The organism is Acaryochloris sp. IP29b_bin.137 (genome assembly GCF_028285745.1).
GTDB lineage: Bacteria > Cyanobacteriota > Cyanobacteriia > Thermosynechococcales > Thermosynechococcaceae > Acaryochloris.
The window spans coordinates 1-20,917 of record NZ_JANQOP010000042.1; the positions used below are offsets into that span (position 1 = coordinate 1).

General features: G+C 47.4%; 13 protein-coding genes. 5 read left to right on the top strand and 8 right to left on the bottom strand.

Annotated elements, in window-relative coordinates:
• Positions 1-188: 188 nt before the first annotated feature.
• The 3 genes from Q0991_RS03340 to Q0991_RS03350 are packed head-to-tail and all read right to left on the bottom strand — an operon-like array spanning position 189 to position 8,407.
• On the bottom strand, positions 189-7,397 hold the full coding sequence (locus Q0991_RS03340) for a hypothetical protein (protein ID WP_299485497.1): 7,209 nt from the start codon (positions 7,395-7,397) through the stop codon (positions 189-191).
• A 12-nt stretch (positions 7,398-7,409) separates the two neighbouring features.
• Positions 7,410-7,973: a phage tail protein gene (locus Q0991_RS03345; protein ID WP_299485499.1), complete on the bottom strand. Its 564-nt coding sequence runs from the start codon at positions 7,971-7,973 to the stop codon at positions 7,410-7,412.
• The gene (locus tag Q0991_RS03350) at positions 7,973-8,407 is read right to left on the bottom strand and encodes a hypothetical protein (RefSeq protein ID WP_299485501.1); all 435 of its coding nucleotides are present in this window, start codon (positions 8,405-8,407) and stop codon (positions 7,973-7,975) included. The genes Q0991_RS03345 and Q0991_RS03350 overlap by 1 nt, the downstream gene beginning before the upstream one ends.
• 531 nt (positions 8,408-8,938) lie before the next feature.
• Between Q0991_RS03350 and Q0991_RS03355 the strand changes: the two genes are divergently transcribed.
• The 3 genes from Q0991_RS03355 to Q0991_RS03365 are packed head-to-tail and all read left to right on the top strand — an operon-like array spanning position 8,939 to position 11,702.
• Positions 8,939-9,220: an HU family DNA-binding protein gene (locus Q0991_RS03355; RefSeq protein ID WP_299485503.1), complete on the top strand. Its 282-nt coding sequence runs from the start codon at positions 8,939-8,941 to the stop codon at positions 9,218-9,220.
• Positions 9,221-9,258: 38 nt separating this feature from the next.
• Positions 9,259-10,362: a threonine-phosphate decarboxylase CobD gene (gene cobD / locus Q0991_RS03360; RefSeq protein WP_299485505.1), complete on the top strand. Its 1,104-nt coding sequence runs from the start codon at positions 9,259-9,261 to the stop codon at positions 10,360-10,362.
• 32 nt (positions 10,363-10,394) lie between these two features.
• On the top strand, positions 10,395-11,702 hold the full coding sequence (locus tag Q0991_RS03365) for an FAD-dependent oxidoreductase (RefSeq protein ID WP_299485507.1): 1,308 nt from the start codon (positions 10,395-10,397) through the stop codon (positions 11,700-11,702).
• A gap of 14 nt (positions 11,703-11,716) precedes the next feature.
• Here Q0991_RS03365 and Q0991_RS03370 read toward each other — a convergent pair whose 3' ends face one another.
• Positions 11,717-12,724 carry a glutathione S-transferase family protein gene (locus Q0991_RS03370; RefSeq protein ID WP_299485509.1) on the bottom strand — a complete coding sequence of 336 codons (1,008 nt, stop codon included), beginning with the start codon at positions 12,722-12,724 and terminating at the stop codon, positions 11,717-11,719.
• Between the two features lie 339 nt (positions 12,725-13,063).
• Here Q0991_RS03370 and Q0991_RS03375 point away from each other — a divergent pair, with 339 nt between their 5' ends.
• A complete protein-coding gene (locus tag Q0991_RS03375; RefSeq protein ID WP_299485511.1) occupies positions 13,064-13,441 on the top strand; it encodes a phage holin family protein in 378 nt (125 codons plus the stop codon).
• Positions 13,442-13,482: 41 nt separating this feature from the next.
• On the opposite strand, the gene Q0991_RS03380 is transcribed toward Q0991_RS03375, so the two are convergent.
• The 3 genes from Q0991_RS03380 to Q0991_RS03390 form a co-directional block, all read right to left on the bottom strand.
• Positions 13,483-13,773, bottom strand: coding sequence for a hypothetical protein (locus Q0991_RS03380; protein WP_299485513.1), 291 nt, complete (start codon positions 13,771-13,773; stop codon positions 13,483-13,485).
• 250 nt (positions 13,774-14,023) lie between these two features.
• Positions 14,024-14,512 (bottom strand): 2TM domain-containing protein, encoded by a 489-nt coding sequence (locus Q0991_RS03385; protein WP_299485515.1) that lies wholly within the window; start codon positions 14,510-14,512, stop codon positions 14,024-14,026.
• Positions 14,513-14,744: 232 nt separating this feature from the next.
• A complete protein-coding gene (locus Q0991_RS03390) occupies positions 14,745-15,356 on the bottom strand; it encodes a Uma2 family endonuclease (protein ID WP_299485518.1) in 612 nt (203 codons plus the stop codon).
• Positions 15,357-15,601: 245 nt separating this feature from the next.
• On the opposite strand from Q0991_RS03390, the gene gcvP reads away from it, so the two are divergent.
• Positions 15,602-18,577: an aminomethyl-transferring glycine dehydrogenase gene (gene gcvP / locus Q0991_RS03395; RefSeq protein WP_299485520.1), complete on the top strand. Its 2,976-nt coding sequence runs from the start codon at positions 15,602-15,604 to the stop codon at positions 18,575-18,577.
• Positions 18,578-18,683: 106 nt separating this feature from the next.
• Here gcvP and bchB read toward each other — a convergent pair whose 3' ends face one another.
• A complete protein-coding gene (gene bchB, locus Q0991_RS03400) occupies positions 18,684-20,210 on the bottom strand; it encodes a ferredoxin:protochlorophyllide reductase (ATP-dependent) subunit B (RefSeq protein WP_299485522.1) in 1,527 nt (508 codons plus the stop codon).
• Positions 20,211-20,917: the final 707 nt, after the last annotated feature.

Sequence of the window (20,917 nt, forward strand, 5' to 3'; positions counted from 1 at the left end):
TTCATTTAGACGCATCGACTGCTGAAAAACCAACTCTGTGGGATTGAACATAAATTCAATATCTTTACTCTTGTCCGTGGGTTGGTGGACTAAAGTTGCCTTGGCTAACTTGCCTGAGGCAACGGCACTATTATTACTGCGAGAACCACTATAGGTCATGGTTTATTTTCAACCTTTTCGTTAGAACATCACCAAGGCAAACGACCGGAATGATACCCTCCATGTCGTTCTCGTTCGACTTCTAAGCGCTGACGCAGGACATGATAGATCTCCCTTGCTAGGATTTCGAAATTTTGCTCGTCTACTTCAGATTCGGTGGGCTGTTCTGTTTGGAACTGGCGCATCACCACTTCGGTGGTTGGAGGAGTGGAAGAGACCGGAGGCGTTGCAGATACCTTTTGCACGGTTTGGGTCCGCTGGATGGGAGCAGGTTTTCGTTGGACTTGCTTCTCAGGATAAATTCCAGTGGGGGTGAGGACTAAATCTGATGTAGTTACAGACGCTGGAGAGGGCGATTTTGTTTTACGTTGGACGATTTTAGGTGATTGTGGTTGAGCTGTGAATAGATCTTCGATACTAGACCAACTTGAAGGGAGTGCCTGGTCTGAACGACTATTTGAGCGCTGTATTGCGGGCGCGATCGCACCCTCTACACCTACCTCCAAAGTATCCTCAAAACTTGCCACATCTCCAGAAACAGAGACTAGATCTGGTGGAGCATCTAGACTTGGGAAATGGCTGGGTGCCTGGGATTGGCGCTTAGGTTTACTGGTAGGCAAAAGGCTACTCAGGTGCTTAGGAGAAACCAAGTTATCTGAAATGCTGGACAAGGGCGAGGGAGCCTGGCCGTTCGCCAGTAGCTGAGCAACGGTTAGATCTGGGGAGTTTCCTTCAGATAGATCTGATTCAGGGGGTTTAGCCGCTAACTCAATAACTCGTCGTTGAGGAGAATCTGTAGAATCCGACGAAGTATGTTCTTCTTCTATCTCCTGATGGGCTCCATCAGGAGTGGCTTCTGCTTGGCGCTGAACTATTGGTTGATTTAGTTCTAATGATTGCGACTTAGTTGAAGTGAGAGGGGGACCAATATGATCTGCTGTGGAAGCCTGAATATTTGAATCAGCACTTACTTGAGGAACTTCTGCAACCTCGGATTTTTGTGCAGTATCAGGAGATGATTCTGTATGAGTAAGGCCAGGACCTGCTTCTGTCAAGGAAGCGTTGTTTTCCAACTTTGGTTGAAGAGGTTGATTCTGGTTTAGGTCGGAGGATGGACTTGACGATAGCTCTGGAGCGGGCGGGTTAGTCGTTCCACTATTCTCTTCGGGGAGCTGAGCTGAAATTTCTATCACCCGACGATGGGAAGAATCTATCTTGTCCGGTTGAGGCTGGATGCTTTCTGATACTTGAGGGGATGAATCAGCAATATTTTCAGTTGTAAGTTGTTGTAATTCTGGAGTTTCTGTGTCAGAAATATTCGGATGGGTTGGGGCATTGGAATTAACCTGATCCGAATTGTTTGAACTTGAGGTGGATAGGGTCGAATCGGACTTTGTATTGGGCTGATGAGTAGATTGAATGATTCCTGACTCTTCTGAAATATCGGTAGGAGCCGCATTAGGGGTGTGAGATTCCTCTACTGTTGAGGATTGAATGACGGGGGCTAATTCAGACAGATCAACGGAAGGTGTGACGGTTGGTGGAGTTTGCGACGAAATCTGTGGTGCAATTTGCTGTGGTTCGGATGGCTCAGTTGATTGGGAAAGTTGGCTATCTGAGGTGGGTTGTATGGAGAGATTATCTTCAGCTTTTGAAGTTGATGCTTGAATGCGATCGCTCTCATCAAACGATTGACCAGAGATCGCTTGCTGAGGCTGTGATTCAGCCTTGGGTTGAACCACGGAAATCTCAACAGTTTGAATTGGAACATTAGAAGTTGGCTTAGATGCCAGATTTGATTCTTCTGTGGTTGATTCTGACGGCGCAGAAGGATCTTCTAATTCAGGAGTTTCAGAGGCTTTTAGCTGAGTGTTTTCTGGTTCGCTAGTCTCAGTACTCAGCTGAATAATGTCGTTCGTCCCGGCGGTATTTATACTCGCGCTATCGCTTGTATTTAGGGGCGCAATATTATCTGCAGTGTCTGAGGCAGAATTAGGGCTTTGAGGAGAAGCAATATTCGTATCATCGGCTATAGCAGGCGATGAAATCGTTTCAGAAACGTTCTTCTCGGTCAGATCTACTTTGGCTTGAATCGTAGGAGAAGGATGATCTTCCTGAATGTCGAAGTCTTGCCCTCCATCTGGGAATGTTTTGTTATGAGTACTATCCAGATTGTGGCCAGACGTTTGGGTTAATGAGTCGCTTACATTGTCGAAATTGGGTCTGAAGGTTTGAACTAGGGATGTTGAGGGATCAACTCCTAAACCACTAACCTCGATCTCAGAAATCTCATTAGCATCATTGAACTTACTCTCACTGGAAAGCTGGTTTTGTTCTGCCCTAGAGTGCTGGGCAGATGAATGGGGGTTAGGTGTGAGCTGCTGTTGAGGTTGAATCGGGTGAGTTGTTGATGGATATTCAACCTTAGTCTGAATAGAAATTTCACCAATGGGCGGACATTCTGGAGATGTTGATGCTGTTGCCGGGACAGTTTGTTCTAGTGAATGTTGAATATCAGAGTCTGGTAGAGAAGGTGTAGATTGATCTTGAGTAATGTGCTGTGGGGATAGGCTATCTTGATCGGCGGATGGGTTGGCTAGTGGAGTCTGAGTATCGGATATTCCTAAATCCTCTTGAGGGATTTTTTGCGCCTGGACAGGTAGTACAGTTTGAGGATGCGTATTTGAGACGGTGGAACCTGTTGATTGTTTTATTGAATCATCAACGGGCTGTGATGTTTGTGGATGAGATGTGGCTTGATGTTGGATTGGGTCTCCTTCACTACCCGTACTTGGATTAGCGGCTGCTTGCGCTGATACTTCACCTTGAGAAACGTAATCTTTCTGAGAAGCAAGTCGCCTCTCATTTGAAGTAGACGGAGAAGGAAGTTCTGCTTTTCTCTGAATATTGGGTTCGTTGGCATAGCTTGAACTCTCTATGTCTGGGGGATTAGAGTCGGTTCCTTCAGCAGAGATGGGCTGTGGTTGGATAAATTCTGATGTGTGTGAATTCAGCTCAGCGGAGCTATCAACTAAGGGTGAAGGAAGATCAGATGCAAGATTTTCTGATTTTGGGGAGTCAACAGTGGCTGATGGTTCGATTCTTGGAGGTTGGTCTGAGACCATCTCATTCTGCACCGGACCTGCATCATCCTTTTCACTAATATGCTGACTTTGTACTGCTATATCTCCCGTATTGGGTGATGCTTGTGTCTGAACAGTTGGTGGTTTTGAGATTTCTGGCTGATCCGTAGATTGAGAGATTTGATCTGGTACAGAATTTGAGGCAGGGGGGATTGAAGGGGTTGACGTCTTCTCGCTGGATAGTTGGGCTGGAGATGTTGACTTCTGTTTTTTTGTCTTGCGTTTGGACTTCGCCTTTTTAGGGCGCAAATTCGCTAGCTGCTGAACAATGGTTGTTCCTATTTTTGAAATAGGGGAATTGAGGGGATTGTTGCGATCGCGACTTTGAGACGATTCAGAGATTACAATACTTTGATGGTCTGGACTCACAGACGTTAATTCAGAGCTATTTTGAGACTTCTGGATAGAGTTCTTATTTTGCGATCGCAACGTCGCATCACTTTGTTCTGAATCTTGTTGTGGCGTCTTAACCTCTGCTTCATCAATAGAGTTAGTTTGAATCGGAGGCACTGCGTTTACTTCTGCTAGATTATTATCTTCGTCTAGTGAAGGCGTAACGACAGAGTTTCCACCAGTTTGCTCCAGACTTTCTATTGCAGAGTTAGATAGAGGAGCGAGTTGTACTGGATCAGTCTCTAAGGTTTGCTCCTTACCTGAGTTCGGCTCAGCAGAAGCCTGAATATTATCTTCATTAGACTCAGAAACATCTGCAGGTTGTATGGATAGGTTGGTCTCTGCAACACCGAGGGATTGAGTTGGTTCAACCGAACTCGCTTCCTTCGCTGACTTAGGCTTCGACAATGGATCTTGTGAAATTTGTCTTCGTATCGACCGATTAACCCTCTCTTTAATTTTTGATCCTAGATTGACGAGTTCATCTGCGACTTGATTCTGAAGTGCTTGCCACTCAGGTTTAACCACATTGGATTGTGATTCTGATTTCGAAAGAGAGGCTGGTATCTGCTTTTCCTGAGTCGAGGGTTCCCTAGAGCGACTCGGAGCGGATATTTTCTCAGGTTGAAGAGGCACAGATCCTAAAGGTGGGGATTCTGCTGTCTGCGAAATGGGAAATGATTGAGTTTGGAGATTTTCTTCGGTTGTTTTCTGAATAGGAAGATTGGCTAGACCCTCTTGGCTCCCTTGAACGCTAGCACTGGGTGAAGACTGTGAACTAAGATCTGCATCCGGTGCTGAAGGTTGGGCCTGAGTGCCTGGCAGTGCCGAACCTGCTGTGATGTCATTAGAGTTTTTGTTATTACCAGGTGTGGGTTGTTGGGGGTGTTTGCCTTCAGCTATCGTTCTTTGAGATGGGACAGTTCCACTGGTGTGTTCTGCACTAATCTGCGCTGATGCGCTGGATGGGGTTTGTTGAGGGATAGCACCCTCATCAGGATGAGGCTCAATCTGGCGACTGACGGTATCCACAACCTGCTTACTGAAGCTGGTCAGCCGTTGCAGGGGTTGTGTTGGGAATTGTCTTCGCTTTTTTGACTTAGCTCGAGAAGAACTAGCCCCAGGACTAGAAACTATATCACTAGCCTTTTTCTGCTCTGCACTGGACTGCGATGCTGATGATTCAGATTCAATTTGATTTTGTCTAGTACCCTTGGAATTAGGGATAGGCTCAGACACCTCTGTGATGTCAGAGTTTGAGTCAGGATGTTTGTCTCGCTGAATTGTTGGCTCTGATATCTGCGTTTGTATTGGCGTAGAGGAAGGATGCTCTTGGGAGGAGTCATCTGATTCAGGGATTGCTTGAACAGTTGAAGCATTCTGTTGATGGTTGACAACCTCAGCTGCCTTTGGAAGCGTTTTTTCTGGAGAAGCTGTTTGCTCTGAGGCCTGCGTTTCGCTTTGGATTAGAGATAATTCCGGAGATGATTGTTTTGAGTCTGGAGATGATGCGGCTGGAAGCGATGGAGTATTGGACGGTTGGAGTTGAGGGGAATTACTCGTGGAGCCTCTTTGCCTTGCCTTAGTTTCTGATTTGCCGATGGGGAGAGAGTCCGAAGCCTGCTTGAGCTGCTTACCAACCTTGTTAATATCCTGTTTAGCCCGTTCCCCCGCTCGCAAGAGCTGAGTTTGCAAGGGAATCTTTTTCTGTTTGCTTTTTTTGCTCTGTTTCTTCTGTTTTGTAGCAGATGTTTCAGTTGATGCCTGAGGAGAATGACTGTCTGATCTTTGGAGAATTTTTTCTTGTATCGCCTCCCTATCTGCCTTAATCGAAGAGCTAAGTGTAGAGGGATTCTCTGTTATTGAGGGTTCATGACTAGAACTAGTTTGTTTAGTCTCTACCGTTGGTGTAAGTGGGGTATCAGTAGTTGTCTGAGCCGTAGAACTCTCTTTTCTTTGAACACTTGTTGTCTCGATTGGTCTCCCGCTAGTCTGGGTTAGATCGTTAGGTGTCTTGTAACTCTCCTCCTGTAAAGGTTGATCATCAGGTGATTGTTGAGTGAAGGGTTGGGCAACTCTTTGGACAGTTGTCGGCTCTGTTGATTTCTCGTTGATTTGGACTGGAGTGCTGGGTGTTGCAGTATTTTCGATTGGTAGGCCATTGCTAACCGGGATGCTTGGATTAGTCTCTACTCTTGGGTTGGCGTGAGGAGACTGTGAGTTACTCGTTTGCTGATGGTTAGAAGGACTAGGAGATGACTTTACCGTCTGATTAATAGGCAAATCTGTGGTTTTGTCAGTCGATCCTTCTGACGGTATAGAGACCCCATCCTCTTTGTTGGCAGCAGGGACATCTTGTGACTTTTGACTCGAAACGGATGGAGACTTTGCAAGTTGTATTTCAGAAACTTGCTGTTCCTGGTTTGGAGCAGGCAGAGGCGCTTGGCTCGAAGCTGACAGAAACTGTGCGCCAGAGACTTGCTGTTCCAGGCGATTAGGATTGTGTTCAGAACGTGGAACTTCTGGGGCTGATACTTCTTTGTTTTGGCCAACCAATTCTTTTGGCTTAGATTGAGCTACAGAAGTATCGTTGAAAGATGAAGCTTCTGGGTAGCTGGGTTGAAGGTGACCAGAGGTCTCTGAGTCTTTGATTGAAGGTGAATCAGAATGAGTGGGTTTAACAAGAGGCAGGGATTCTTGGTTAGGAGGCTTTACGTCTGAGTTTCTATGAGTTGCCTGTTCTCGATGATTAGAGGGGCTCTCTTGAATTGTGGGGAGCACAGAATCAGTATTGTCCAGAGGTTTCGCCTGAAGGGGCGATACTTCTGGTGGATGGGCAAAAGGACTTACTTCCTTAGAGCCTTCGGGGGGAGGATGGGCGATTGATTGTTGCTTAGTTTGGTCTGATTTTTGTTTGGACTCCTGATTAGGTTGCTCTGAAACCACCGCTGATGCTTGATAGCCTGAAGCATTTTCTGTTGGGGAGGGAACTGAGAAATTTGTAGACTCTTGAGACTGAGGTTCAGTAGCTGGAAAGCCAAGTTCAGGAGCTTGGATCTGTTTGGGTTGAAGAGCATCATTAGGACCGCTTTGATCTGGATCAGTCTGCCTGACTGACTCAGCCTGATCAGAATGGGGGCTGGAAGACTGTGGAGAGATCGGATGCTCAGATGGAGGTTGAGCTGGGGAAGTTACTAGGGATTGGTCATCATTTAGAGCTGAACTAACCTTACTGGATGGCGACTGTTCTAATTCTGTTGCCGGAGCTGCATTGCTGGGGCTTATATCGGCATTGTTTGCAGTTGGTGGCTGTTCCTGATGGGCTGAAACTGACTCTGGTGGGGGTTGAAGCCTCTCGACGGATGCTTTTGGCATAAGAGCTTTGGGCTGTGCAGCTTCAGGAAACTGGATTCCGACGGATGGAGAAATATGGGTATGACCTGAAAAGCTGTCGTCAATTATTTCCGTTGGCCCTTGAGCAGAGAAACGGTTATAAAGAGTATTTTCCCTGTCTTTTTCACCTGTTAGAGAAGTATCCAAATTGATTAGAGATACTGCACCTAAGGGAGACAGAGTATGAGGTTGGAGAAATGATTGTCCCAGCGCAGGGGGAGGTAGCAATGGATGCCTAAGACCAAGCGAGTCTGAGGAAGGAATCTCTTCCGGTAGGGATTGGTGACCTTGGCCTGAATTGATATCCATAAACTTTGCAAGTTAGTTACTGGGGTAAAATCCTCCGGCATTCGTATCTCTGCCTTTTAAGAAGGTGGCCCCACCGCCTGCATTACTGCTGGGTTGCAGATTGGCAACAACTTTTAGACCTTCATAGGCCAGGGTGAGTTCTTCGATCGCAACGGTGGATGCATCCGCTTGGAGGGATGGCGCTTGCCAACCCACGGGAACGGCACCAATTAAGGTCCAGGTCTGTATCGTTTCTCCCGCTTGATTAAATAGGAGAATGTTGATATTACGACGCTGAGGATTGACATTGCGATCGCTGGGCTCTAGCTGGGTGAGCATCCGACTGGCCCATCCCCAAAACACCAGATCATTGGTGATCCCCCGTTTGAGGGTGACATCGGAGAATTCGGTTTGGCCGAGGATAATCCGCTGTTGGTTGTTAACACCACCTTCAAAGTAGGTGTCATGCTTAATTTTGGCGCTTAACCCTGAACATTCGCTAAAGCAAGCACTGATATAGCTCTTCTCTTGGATCTCGACATAAAAGCGGTTGGCGGTGACATAGTTGAGGTTATGGGTTTCGCTGTTGCTGGCCACTAATATCGCCCCCCATAGTTCTGCTGCCGCTCACGCTGATATTGCAAGTCGTTTTGCATCAGTTCATAAATACGATCGCACAATTTCGATTGCGCCAGGGGATCTTGCAAAACTTGAGACGCGAGTTGCATAACCGCTTGACGCTCTGGAGGACTAACGGATAACTCTAAATAACGATATCCAGCAGGGGGTGGACCGATTCCCCACTGACCTCTCTGTCCTTGATCCCCTTGGTTCATCTGCCTAAATCCCCATAAGACATTCTGTCCATCCATAGCCAACCCATCAGCAATATTGGGGTCGGGGGACCGCTTATTACTGTATGGCTCTACCGGAGCTGTCGAAAGTAGACCAAAGTCTAACTTGTCAAGTTGCTCTTCTGTATGCCAGGAATGAACGCATACAAAATTGTAATTTTGGCTTTCCTGGAGCATAGGAAAACTCAAAGGGGTCAATCAGTCCTTTTCGCCATCGGCTACCCATGGGTAAATTTTCAGAAATCAAGGTGATTTTGAGGATAAATACCGCGTATTTAGCAGTTGCCCCCCGAAAAATGGCTTAGCTTAATAATTTTTTACAGAATTAAATTTCGATTACTGAATAATTCTTTAATGAAATCTGAATCCTTAAATTTTTTCCTTGTAATCCCTTGAAGCTCTTTTTCCGCAAGCATTCTGAGGCGATCGTTTTTTGCTCACCTATGAGACTTAGCCCCATTTAATATTGCTCGCCGAACCACAATTTTTAAAAAAAACCTGAAATCCAGAGGTTATCAAGGTTTGGTCGATCTATTTTTAGCAAATAGCAATTAAAATATTCCATTAAAATATCGTGGCTGCGACATTTCAGCCTGTTAGGTTGTAAAAAGGCTCTAGAAAAATTGCGTAATTTTATAGGGTTTAGTCAAAATCAGCAGACTCGAGTATTTTTTGCTTACGCTTAATTAAACAAATAGGAGTCAATCAATGAATAAAGGAGAACTCGTTGACGCTGTAGCTGATAAGGCAAGTGTCACGAAAAAGCAGGCGGATGCAGTTCTTTCTGCTGCCTTAGAGGCCATTGTTGAAACCGTCTCTTCTGGGGAAAAAGTCACCTTGGTGGGATTTGGCTCATTTGAACCTCGCGAACGTAAAGCCCGTGAGGGTCGCAATCCCAAAACCGGTGCAAAAATGAAGATTCCCGCAACTAAGGTTCCAGCTTTCTCTGCAGGTAAGCTATTCAAGGAAAAAGTTGCCCCTAAAAAGTAATTCTCTTAACCATCTGAATTCTGTATGAGGCGTAACATTTGAATCGCCCTATACATGGGGGCAACCTGGCATGGGCTGCAGACTTAGCAGGTTGCTCTCCTCACTCCATTCTTGATTTCTCGGCCAGTATTAACCCGCTGGGGCCACCGCAAACTGCGATCTCAGCCGTCCAAGCCCACCTTGATACCCTAACCACCTATCCTGATCCAAGCTGTAAGGCTATCTGTCAGACATTAAGCCGCATTCATCAACTGCCGATGAATTGGTTTCTGCCTGGCAATGGATCTGCAGAGTTACTAACCTGGGCCTGTCGCGACCTTGCCCAGTTGCCTGCAACGGCGATGGTCACGCCAGCGTTTGCCGATTATCGAAGAGCGTTAAACGCATTTCAAGCTCAAATTCGTTCGTTTTCGCTGGACTTTAAAGCAGGCCAGAACGATTCCCTACCCGGTTTGATGGATCAAGTCTTGACTTCGATTGGTCAGTCTACTGAAATCTCTGAGTCAGGCCTATTGCTGAATAATCCTCACAATCCAACCGGACAGATCCTATCCCTCAATCAAACAGAGCGCCTACTTAACCAATTTGCATGGGTTGTGGTGGATGAAGCCTTTATGGATTTTGTCCCATCTCAGGATCAGTTCAGCCTGATTCCTAAAATACAAGATTTTCCAAATCTCATCATCTTGCGCTCTTTGACCAAGTTTTATAGTCTCCCAGGTTTACGCTTGGGCTATGCCGTGGGTCATCCCGACCATCTGCAGCGATGGCAGCAGTGGCGTGATCCCTGGTCGGTGAATTCTCTGGCTATGGCGGCTGGCGTGGCTGTTTTAGAAGATCATGCTTTTCAAACACAAACGATGCATTGGTTACCCCATGCCCGCTCTCAGCTTATGACAGGGTTAATAGAGCGGGGATTTCGCCCCTATCAAAGTGCTGCAAATTTTTTATTGGTTGCCACAGATGTTTCAGTGCCGTCCCTACAAGAAGTCCTGTTAAAACATCATCAGATTCTGATTCGGGATTGCCTGAGTTTCCCGGAGTTGGGAGAGCACTTCTTTCGCGTTGCGGTGCGAACGCCTGAGGAAAATCAGCGGTTGCTCAATGCTTTGGCGCACTGCATGCCAAGCATATCTGTATAACATTGATAGAACGGGATCATCTGGAATAAGGTATGGCGGTTGATTACGATTTAGTGGTGGTGGGAAATAATACCGCGGCCCGTTTTGCTGCGATCGCAGCAAAAGAACGTTCAGCGCGGGTTGCCTTTATTTCCGTCGCGCCGGAAGTGATTCCCCATCATTTATTTTTGAATCAATGGAGCCAGACCCGACCTCATCAATGTTCCCTAAAAGCATGGGCTGAGGCCAGGACAATGACCTGGCAAGCGCCGCATTCTCCTGCTCAGTTGGCTAACTTGGGCATTGAGCAAATTAATGGAGCAGTCCAGTTTCGAAAGGAACCTCAGCTTCAGGTACATGTTCAAGATCGGGTGTTGCGATCGCGCCGCTATCTGCTTTGCCTTGATGCCGATCAATGTCCTCCCACTATTCCAGGTGTGCAGACAGAGGATTGGATTTTCCCCGCCAATATTATTGAATATTTAGACAATCTAGCCCCTTCTCTGTCACACCCTATTCTGGTTGTGGGAGGGGGGCCAATCTCGACCATTCTCTGCCAAGCCATTGCCCGTCTCGGATATCCAGTTACTTTGCTCTGCGAACATCCCCATATTCTGCCTTGGGAAGATCCAGAGGCTGCCGCTCGGATCCAAGCCCATTTGGAGGCAGATGGCGTTCAGATCTTTTCCCGTTGTCAAATTAAAGAAGTAATTCCGAAATCCCAGTCCTTCTATCAAGTCGTGACGAATTATGGTGAACTGACCGTAGATAGGTTAGTTTGGGCAGCAGAACCTTTATCATCAGCGATTCATCCCAGCCGGATGGATGTTGAACTTCAGCACCGTTCCCAAGGACTATGGGTCAACCCTCAACTCCAGACGTCTTCTTCTCAAATTTATGCCTGTGGTTCAGTCTTAGGGGGGTATACCCTTGCTGATATTACTCACCACGAAGCCTTAGTGGCGGTTAGAAATGTCTTGTCAAAACGGCAGACGACGGTGGATTATCGACTCGTGCCCTGGTCAATTCAAACCGCTCCAGCGCTAGCAAGGGTCGGGTTGACAGAACAACAAGCCCAACAACAGCAGCTATCCTTTCGAGTAGTATATCCTTCCCTTCTCAATACGCCCACAGGTCGGCTCCAAAATCTGACGGCAGGCTGGAGTAAGTTGATTGTCCAAGCGGATGGACAGATTCTAGGCGCCCATGTGATTGGTCCGACTGCTGCAGAAATTATTTATGGGGTTACGATCGCGATCCAACAGCGTTGCCCAATCTCCAAATTAGCGGATGGGGCCGCTTTTAGCTCAAGTTACAGCAGCATAATCGGTCAAGTCGCTTGTCAGTGGTCCAATCGGTAGCCTAACCTTATGGTTTAAACCGACTGAGGGGCTTGTCCCATCGTTTCGCGACCGTGGGGAGCCGATAAACGGGTAATATCTGGTCCAGCGGGGATAATTCCGCCAGGATTCAAGGGGAATAGGGTGCCATAATAGCTTTGCTTAACGGCGTCTAGATTACAGGTATCTGCCACGCCGGGAAGTTGATACAAATCATGCAGATAAGCTCCTAAATGGGGGTAGTCTTGAATTCGTCTGCGATTGCACTTAAACAAGCCGTAGTAGGCTACATCAAAACGGAACAGGGTGGGAAACAGGCGAACATCGGCTAGGGTAAGGGAATCGCCGCAAAGGTAGCGGTGATTGGCCAAGACTTGATCCAGCTCATCCAACACTTGGAAGAGTTCGTTCACCGCTTGATCATAGGCGGCTTGGGTTTGAGCAAAGCCACAACGATAGACTCCATTATTGACCGCATGATAGATTTTCTCGTTCCACTGGTCGATCTGGCGACGTAACGATTCTGGATAAAGGTCTAGTTCTGGCTGCTGGGCCACAGCATTAAAGGCTGAATTGAGAATCAGAATAATTTCCGAGCTTTCGTTATTGACAATCCTTTGGGTCTGAGTATCCCAAAGGACTGGAACGGTGCAGCGCCCCTCATAACTGGGTTGGGCAAGGTGATAGAGATCCCTGAGACTGTTGCACCCCTGATGTTGGGAGACAAAGACCCACCCTCCGTCGGTTGCTGACGGCTGAACGACCACAACATCAATAACGTCTTGGAGACCCTTCAAGGCCCGAACCACTAGGGTTCGATGGGCCCAGGGACAACCTAATCCCACGTATAGCCTATATCGCCGATTCTCAGCAGGAAAAGCAGACTCGGGACCTGCAATGGTTTGTCGAAATTGGCTATCAGGACGAACATAGGCTCCTTCCTTGCTGCGAGGGGCCATATTCGACATCATTAGATTCCACAGGGTGGTCCAAGCAAATTTTCCCAGTCCAATAATGGCTTTCGGTGGCAGAGATTTACCCATGGCGATCTCCTTCAGTCACTCAAGGATTACCTTTAGCTTTGATATTAACCGAGGGTATCAATAGCCCTAAGACCTTCCCCTATCGTCAATACCCCATTGATGACTAGCCTAAAGGTTTCAGCTAGCGGATTGAAGACCAAGGACAAAATAGTAGCTCCCGGAGAACCATTGCATTATTGTCCTTTCCAAGACGCAATAAAGGTGAAATGATCTTTAGCTTCGCTTGGTTGGCTAAATTTGTCTACTAGAGTAAGAAGTGCAGTTTGCTTCATCTATCGTCTTCAGGATTTCGCTGTTTGAAGCTTTGATGGTTATCCCCTCTCAACCCCGGATAAGAACATGCGTGGACTTGTTTTAACCCTACTTGCAACAGCTCTCAGCCTATTAGTGGTCGATTTCGTGTTTGCAGGCGTTGAGATTGCCAACTTTCCTGTTGCGATCGCAGCAGCCATATCGATTGGTATTGTCAATGCCATAGTTAAACCGATCCTCACCATTCTCTCGTTTCCCCTAACCTTGTTAACCCTGGGAGGATTCTTATTAGTCCTGAATGGGATCTGTTTTTCTCTGGCATCCGTATTTGTGCAAGGCTTTCAAGTGCATGGTTTACTAGCATTCTTGTTGGGGCCAATTTTGCTCTCGTTGACCAACGCATTCTTGAATCGGTACTTGATCACAGATACGCCTTCTCAAGGGACGGATGGGGAGCGCTCCTAATAACGAGGTCTTGCTTGGAACCCTGACTCTGCTGGCCCCTATTAGCCTGCGATTAAATCTCGTGTCAGTACTTCAAGGGGAGGATGGATGGCCACCTTCACTTTCAACGGACAGCATAATTCTTTCCGAGATTGAGCCAGTTCTCGAATCAACAGCAGCCGGGATTGAAGATATGCTTTGGTATTGGCTTCCTCGCTAGTAGGCAGCAAGTTGCGCTCTTTAAGATTAGTGAGCAAGACTTGAACCAGTTGTTTGTCATTGAGTTGTGTGAGGACATCGGTCTGAGTCGTTTCAATCACTTCCCAAACTTGTCGGAGACGATTGGAATTCATTACAGTCACCCTAGGTGAGGGTTTTTCTTGTCGAAAACTGAGTTTAGAACACGTTTTAATATTTTCTTTATATTTGCTTCCTTCCAATTCTACGCTTATCGTTGAGCAACCCACTGTCAGATCAACCACAAAACACATAAATTAACTTGAGCAACATATAAGTTAACTCCTGGGTGCAAAGGATTGCACAAATTGAGGAGTGACGCCTCCGCAAGTGAGAGGGGAGATGGGCAGACGGCCATTTGGAGGGTTAGATACTTAGAATTCGCCCCAGCCAAGTATCGGCTTTTTGCTGAAGCTGATGCTTGCGTTCCCATCGGCGGAACGCCTGTTCGTAGGCTTCATCGCCAGTGTGGAAGACATTCCAGGCATTAAGTCCCAGTCGGAGTCCCCACAACAGGGCAATATAGAGGGACCAGGGGAACGAAAATCCCATTAAGGCATTGACTAAGATGAGACTGGAATTTGCGATCGCATATCGTCCGGCTTTCTTGCGTAAATTGGCCCGACGGTACTGATCGAAGCTTTGCCGCCTAGCCAGCTCGCTTTGCTGAGTTTTGACGTTCTGAATGGCTTGGTCTAGCGTGGGCTGGGGGATGCCAAGTTCTTCAGCAATTTCGAGAAGTTGGGCATGGGAAAACTCGCCATCGTAGTCTTGTTGCGCGATCGCAAGGTTTAATATTTGCTGAACTTGCTCTTGGCTGTAGGTCAATGTGGCTTTTGAGGGGTTAATGGCCATTCCATACAATCTCTTGCCTCATTCTAATTATTGCAAATGGGAAAGGATCAACTTCAAGATCTGAGTCGAACGAACCCTAAACCTGTCCTCAAACCCATCAATCCCAAAAGCGGTGGCTTGAGGGGAGAATCGGCTGGGCGAAAGCTTTGCTGACGTTGGGTATGGAGACAGGCCAACGGGTACGGTAATTTCTACAGTTGGGCCCAAGGGACAAGCGGAGGTTAAGCCGCAACTACCAAATTTGCCTCATTTTCAATCGGAATCCAGGGAGTTCTGGCTCACAATTCACAAATTCTGGGTTGTTTAAGATCTCAGGCGGCTTGTGGGGGCGGTAAACACGGACTTGGCAGCTTTTTCGATCAATGAGTAACCCTAATCGCACACCATTTGCCATATACTCCTCCATCTTCTCCTGCAGTCTGATCAGCGAATCACTGCTAGACCGTAGCTCTACCACAAAATCCGGTGAGATAGGGGCAAATGAAGCCTGCTCTTCTGGGGATAGCGCTTGCCAACGCTCAGATTGGATCCAAGCTGCATCTGGAGAAAGGGTCGCGCCATTCGGTAAAGTAAAGCCAGCGCTAGAATCAAACACTTCTCCAGTATTGTTTTTATCTGCCCAGTTACCAATTTGTTGAGCGATTTTGAAATTCCGATTTCCTGTATCGGCAAAAGCAGGTGGCATAACGGTGACTTCCCCACTAGCGCTGCGTTCGATGCGGAGTTCTGGGTTGGTACGGCAAAATTCGCAGAACTGCCGGTAACTCATTTGTTGAGTTGAGATCAGCGCCGAGAGATCAATCGGCAATGAAATTTTTTCGGATTTGACAATAAGGCTAGTCATTTGGCCGGCACTTAATTGGGGAAGTAGTCTTTCTGCTTCTTCATTGTATCGAAGGCTAGATTACGGTGAGTTGAGCTGTTTTCTTAGATTGTGGAAGGATTGGGCACAGCTGATATACAAGATAATCATCTTGCTACATATCTCTTTGCTAAACTTATAGAATTTTCAACCCTATTTCGGGCCCCTCCATCTCCATCGCCTTTCACGCCTTTGTTCAACTGTTGTTTGAGGCCTATACGGTAGCCATGACCCAATCCCCCATCAAAACTTCTGTTTCTCCTGAAACCTCATTTTTCTCTGGGGAAGGTGGTAGTGGAACGCTGAGTCCCCTGCTATCTCAGCATCTACCAACAAAACTGAAACCATCAGATACGTTTACCCATCGCCACATTGGTCCCAGCGAAGCAGAAATTGCTCAAATGCTAGAGACGATGAAGGTGGACGATCTGGCGTCATTGATTGATGCGGCTGTTCCTGCTCAGATCCGTCTCAAGCAGCCTTTGAATTTGGGACAAGAGCGGGGGGAACATCAGCTGATTCAGGACTTACGAGCGATTGCTGCTAAAAACAAAATCTTTCGGTCCTACATTGGCACGGGATACTCCGCCTGTATTACGCCTCCGGTGATTCAGCGGAATATCCTTGAAAACCCAGGCTGGTATACCCAATACACCCCCTATCAAGCAGAGATTGCTCAGGGACGATTAGAGGCGCTGCTCAACTTCCAAACCATGGTGATGGATTTAACGGGGTTGGAAATTGCCAATGCTTCGCTGCTAGACGAAGGGACCGCTGCTGCCGAAGCGATGGCCATGAGCTATAACTTGCAAAAGAAGCAGACCGCTAAAACCTTCTTTGTCTCTGAGAAATGTCATCCCCAAACCGTTGATATTATTCATACTCGGGCCTTGCCCCTTGGCATAGATGTGATTGTGGGTGATCACCAGCAGTATGACTTTGGCGAGGGTACGACCTTTGGGGCATTACTGCAATATCCCGCCACAGACGGAGCAATTGATGACTATCGATCTTTTGTTGAGGTGGCCCATCAGGCAGGAGCCATCGTAACTGTAGCGACGGATCTGCTCAGTCTGCTGTTACTGACTCCACCGGGGGAATGGGGCGCTGATATTGCGGTGGGTAATAGCCAACGCTTTGGCGTACCCCTGGGATATGGTGGTCCTCATGCTGCGTTCTTCGCCACGCGAGCTGCCTATCAACGCAAGATCCCTGGTCGAATTGTGGGAATCTCCCATGATGTTCAGGATAAGCCAGCGCTACGACTGGCTTTGCAAACCCGTGAACAACATATCCGCCGAGATAAGGCCACGAGCAATATTTGTACCGCTCAGGTTTTATTAGCTGTGATCGCGGGAATGTACGCCGTCTACCATGGTCCGCAAGGGCTGAAACAAATTGCCGCTCGCACGCATCTATTGACGGGTTTGTTAGCCACTGGGTTGAAGAAACTCGGCTTTGAGCTGACCGCGGAGCTGTTCTTTGATACCGTGACGGTGAAGTTAGGGGACTTATCGGCAGAGGAACTGCGGGTGCGATCGCACGCGAAATCCATTAATCTGCGCTATATGGATGCCAAGACGGTGAGTATCGCCTTTGATGAAACTACCACCCCCACCGATCTGTGGGATGTTCTCAGTTTATTTACCTCAGAGCCACTTTGCTTTACTTTAGAAGACTTGCTTGCCGAAGCGACGATTGACTTACCCGAACAACATCAGCGCAAAAGCAAGTATTTAGCTGAACCAGTTTTTAACACCTACCATTCTGAAACCGAACTGCTTCGCTATATGCATCGGTTGCAGGCTAAAGATCTGTCCCTCACCACCTCGATGATTCCGTTGGGCTCCTGCACAATGAAACTGAATGGCACTTCGGAAATGGTTCCCGTTACTTGGCCCGAGTTCGGTCAACTCCACCCCTTTGTGCCAGTGGATCAAGCTCAAGGATATAAGGAACTCTTTCAACAGCTAGAAACCATGCTGGCTGAAATAACGGGGTTCGCCGGAATTTCGCTTCAACCAAATGCGGGGTCTCAAGGGGAATATACAGGCTTGTTAGTGATTCACCAATACCATGCCAGCCGAGGAGACACCCACCGCAATATCTGTTTAATTCCCGACTCTGCTCACGGTACCAATCCAGCCAGTGCAGTGATGGCGGGAATGAAAGTGGTGGTGGTGGCCTGTGATGCGCTGGGCAACATCGATATGGTTGATTTGCGCCAAAAAGCAGAGAAACATCGTGATCGTCTATCGGCATTGATGGTCACCTATCCCTCCACCCACGGTGTTTTTGAAGAAACCATTCAGGAGATTTGTGACCTGATCCATGAAAATGGGGGACAGGTCTATATGGATGGTGCCAACCTCAATGCTCAAGTAGGACTTTGCCGTCCGGGCGATATTGGTGCTGATGTCTGTCATCTGAATTTGCATAAAACCTTCTGCATTCCCCATGGCGGCGGCGGTCCAGGCATGGGGCCGATTGGAGTCGCGGCGCATCTGGTTCCCTTTATTCCCAAACATCCGGTGGTATCCATGGGCGGGGAACAAGGCATTGGGGCCGTGGCGGCTGCTCCTTGGGGAAGTGCTAGCATTCTGCCGATTTCCTGGGTCTATATTGCCTTGATGGGGTCTAGGGGCTTAACTTACGCGACCGAGGTCGCCATTCTTAATGCCAACTATATTGCCAAGCGTCTAGACCCCTACTACCCAGTGTTGTACAAAGGGAAATCCGGGTTAGTAGCCCATGAATGCATCTTGGATTTGCGCGGGGTGAAGAAAATGGCTGGCATCGAAGTTGAAGATATTGCCAAGCGACTGATGGACTACGGGTATCACGCACCTACAGTGTCTTGGCCCGTACCCGGCACGATTATGATTGAGCCGACCGAGAGTGAATCCAAAGCTGAACTGGACCGATTCTGTGAAGCAATGATTGCCATCCGCGCGGAGATTGCCGAGATTGAAGCCGGACAAGCAGATGCCCAAAATAACGTCTTAAAGAATGCGCCTCATCCGGCTGATGTGGTGATTGCCGATAGCTGGGACCGACCCTACTCCCGCGAGAAAGCTGCCTATCCTGCCCCCTGGACGCGAGAGTCTAAGTTTTGGCCCGCTGTTAGTCGGATTAACAATGCCTATGGCGATCGCAACTTGGTCTGTTCCTGCGCCCCCCTGTCAGACTATGCTGAGCCTTAATCGCTAGCTTTTTTGAAAGGGCAGCCTGTCTAAATTCTCCCCAAAACGAGCAAGGCTGCCCGAGATTGGACAACCTTGACATCTTTACTTTCAATCAGAGTTGAGGTTATGCCCCCACCGCTTCTTTCGCGGCATATAGCACTTCAGCTGTAATCTCGGTAATATTACGCTCACGAGCGAACTTCTCGGTATTCCGCTTCACTTTACCGCGCACAAAACCGGGGATTTTGTTGAGCTCGGCTTGCCCATCAGCACTCCAACCCAAATCAGAATCAGCTGAAATTCCCTTCGTGATCACTTCCTTGGTGTCATGGCCACCGAAGATTTCTAGCAAATGGTCTTCCATTCCTAGGGTAAAGGAGTTGTACACCAAATCAGCCACCTGATTCGTTCCTTCGTAGCCGAGGAAAGGCTTATAGCCGATGGGGAAATCTTGGATATGGATGGGAGCGGCAATCACCCCACAAGGGATATTGAGCCGCTTACCTACGTGACGCTCCATTTGGGTGCCGAAGATCGCAGAGGGTTCGACTCGGGCAATAGCATCACCGATGGCACCATGATCTTCATTGATCAGCACTTCGTCACAGTACTCGCTGACTTCTTTGCGGAACCATTCTTGATCATATTTGCAGTAGGTACCCGCCCAAACCACATGAATGCCCATTTCCCGTGCCAAGATTTTGGTCATGGCTGCAGCATGGGTGTTATCGCCATAGACGACTGCTTTTTTACCAGTGAGGTTTTGGCAGTCGATGGAGCGAGAGAACCAGGCTGCCTGGGAAACATGGAGGGTCTGGTTTTCGATGTACTCTTCGTAGTTAACGTCTGCTCCTTGCGCATTCAACACTTCTTGAATCTTGCGAATGCAACGAGCTGTTTCCACCACACCCATGGGTGTGATATCGACGAAGGGCATGCCAAACTCTTTCTCCAGATAGTGAGCGGACATATGGCCAATCTCACGATAGGGAATCAGGTTAAACCAGGCTTGAGGGAGACGCTTGAGGTTATGGACTGAAGCCCCTTCAGGAATGACTTCGTTGACTTCAATGCCTAGGTCAGCCATCAACCGCTTCAGTTCAGTGCAGTCATGCTGGTTATGGAACCCTAAGGTGGAAATACCAATGATATTTACAGAAGGCTTAGCCGTTTTTTCTTCCAGTAAATCGCCATTCTTACGGGCTTTTTGGATATAAAACTGGACAATTTGGTCAAGGGTACGGTCTGCAGCCTGTAGCTCGTTGACGCGATAGTGATTCACATCAGCCAGTAGGACATCTCCTTGGGTGCTGAGGGAAGCTCGCTCTACAAAGTTCTCCAGGTCTTCTTGCAAAATACTGGAGGTGCAGGTGGGGGTGAGGACAATCAAATCAGGATTTTCCTCTTCATCCTTGCGGGTAATATTATCGACTACCTTCTCTTGCGAGCCACGGGCTAAAACATGACGATCGACCACGCTGGCCGTCACGGGAGTGAAGTTCCGCTCTCGCTCTAGCATGGAGCGCATGACGTTGAAGTAGTCATCCCCCAAGGGAGCATGCATAATGCCATGAACATTTTTAAAAGAACTGGCCACTCTCAACGTGCCAATATGCGCTGGACCAGCGTACATCCAGTAGGCTAATTTCATTCTCTAGAATCTCCCTTGAGTTTCAGCACCTGTAAGCATTATTGACGAGTTTGTAGTGCTTGATAAAGAATAAAATGCCTTTAAATCTCAAAAAGAAGAATTATATTAGCCCATAGTCAATATTTATAATTCATATGTCCTAAAAAATCGTAAATTATAATTATTAAAATATTTACATATTTAATTTATAAATATTAGAACAATAGACAATAAAATTTTTAATTCAAAGCGAGCCGCCAAAGAATCTTCATTAGAGCACCGTAGATCTCAGCGAAAAGGGATGAGGTGCCAATGCTGTTTAGGGGTAGAACTGATGTCCTTTGGCTCCTTATGAATGGCGTAACCCCAGCAGCATTGATAATTTGAGCAACAGAAGATGGAAGGATTTCCACAAATAGGAGTTAACCTGACAAGACAACATCGCTGAAGATTGACTGAGACCTTTCCCTCAATATTGGCGATTGCTGAGTCGCCAATCTGAGTGATCATTAAATTTAGTTACTTTTTCCTATTGGGACGTTTAGTTGGGTACCTCGTGGTTGAAGCACGGGAAAAATCAGTCCAATGACAAAGGTTCAAAATTGAGAGTTGAGGTTTGAGGCCAGGTCCAACTTTATCGGTGATTCCTTCAAAGGTTTCGATAAGATGGGACAAGTCCGTAAAATTAGCTGAAACAATAGATCCACAATGTCCGCTGAACAGCAACC